The following is a 1203-nucleotide window of genomic DNA, read 5'->3' as shown; positions in this document are numbered from 1 at the left end:
AAGGGGTATCCATTTAAATCCCGAAACCGGGATCCTGGTACCGAGGTAGGCTGAACAGACGAATAGAGGGCTCCCGCGCTGCGCCAACAGCCGGGAGCGTGGACATACACCAGGAAGGGGTGTACGTCATGGACAAGCCTACCGGCGCGCCCGTTGCCGGTCGCGACTATCCATCTGATATTGCTAAAGTCCGGTCCTGGTTTCCCACAGATGCTGCGTGCCTTGACTATTTGGACTGGCTGCGCTGGCCAGGTGGATTCATCTGCCCGCACTGCGCATCAGCGGAAGCGGGACGAGAAGCCACGGGACGCTACCGGTGCCGCAAGTGCGACAAGCAGGTCTCGGTCACCGCGGGAACGATCTTTCACCGGACGAGAACACCGCTGACGGTGTGGTTCGAGGCGACCTGGCTGATGACAGCACCGAAGATGGGCGTCTCCGCGTCCCACGTCCACCGTGTTCTGCCGGTCTCGTCGTATCAGACGGCGTGGACCATGCTTACCAAGCTCCGGCAGGTGATGTCGACGACCGACAGCCAGCCCCTGACAGGCCGTGTCGAGATCGATGAGACGTTCTTCGGCGGTCCTCGCCCGGGCGTGGCAGGTCGTGGTGCTGCCGGGAAGACACTGGTGGCGGGAGCGATCGAGATCGACGACCACGGGTGGGGACGGGCGCGTCTGGCCGTGATCAATGATGCCTCAGCGAAGAGTCTGCGGGCGTTCATCACCGACAATGTGGCACCAGGAGCGACCGTGGTCTCCGATGCGTGGCGATCGTACCCGCCCGCGCTGGGCGGGTATGAGCATGTTCCGGTGAATGTGTCAGCGTCGGGTAAGCCAGCCCACGAGGTGTTGCCGGCGGTGCATCGTCTCTTCGCTCAGGTCAAGCGGATGGTCGAGGGTACGTACCAAGGCTCTGGCAGTGTGGGGCATCTGCAGGAGTACCTGGATGAGTTCGTGTTCCGGTTCAACCGACGGCATTCTCGTCATCGGGGGCTGGTCTTCATGCGTCTGTTGCAGAGAGCGGTGGCGGCGGCTCCGGTGGGGTATCGGGACCTGGTGCGGGCGTCTCGGGTCAAGGAGAAGCGGCCGCCGGGAGTAGTGGGCCCGCGCCGACGGCCGGGGAGTCTGGAAGTCGTGCCGGAGAAGCGGCCATGGCGAGCCGCGGAGGACCGGGACTCCGGGACTTAAATGGATACCCCTT

General features: G+C 63.8%; 1 protein-coding gene. It reads left to right on the top strand.

Features of this window, described 5'->3' with window-relative positions:
• Nucleotides 1-128: 128 nt before the first annotated feature.
• On the top strand, nt 129-1190 hold the full coding sequence (locus EB836_RS18005; protein ID WP_096163141.1) for an IS1595 family transposase: 1062 nt from the start codon (nt 129-131) through the stop codon (nt 1188-1190).
• The last annotated feature ends 13 nt before the right edge of the window (nt 1191-1203 follow it).

It is taken from the genome of Brevibacterium sp. S111 (genome assembly GCF_004745075.1).
Lineage (GTDB): Bacteria > Actinomycetota > Actinomycetes > Actinomycetales > Brevibacteriaceae > Brevibacterium.
The sequence above is the reverse complement of the archived record's forward strand: the minus strand, read 5'-3'. Positions and strand labels throughout refer to the sequence as shown.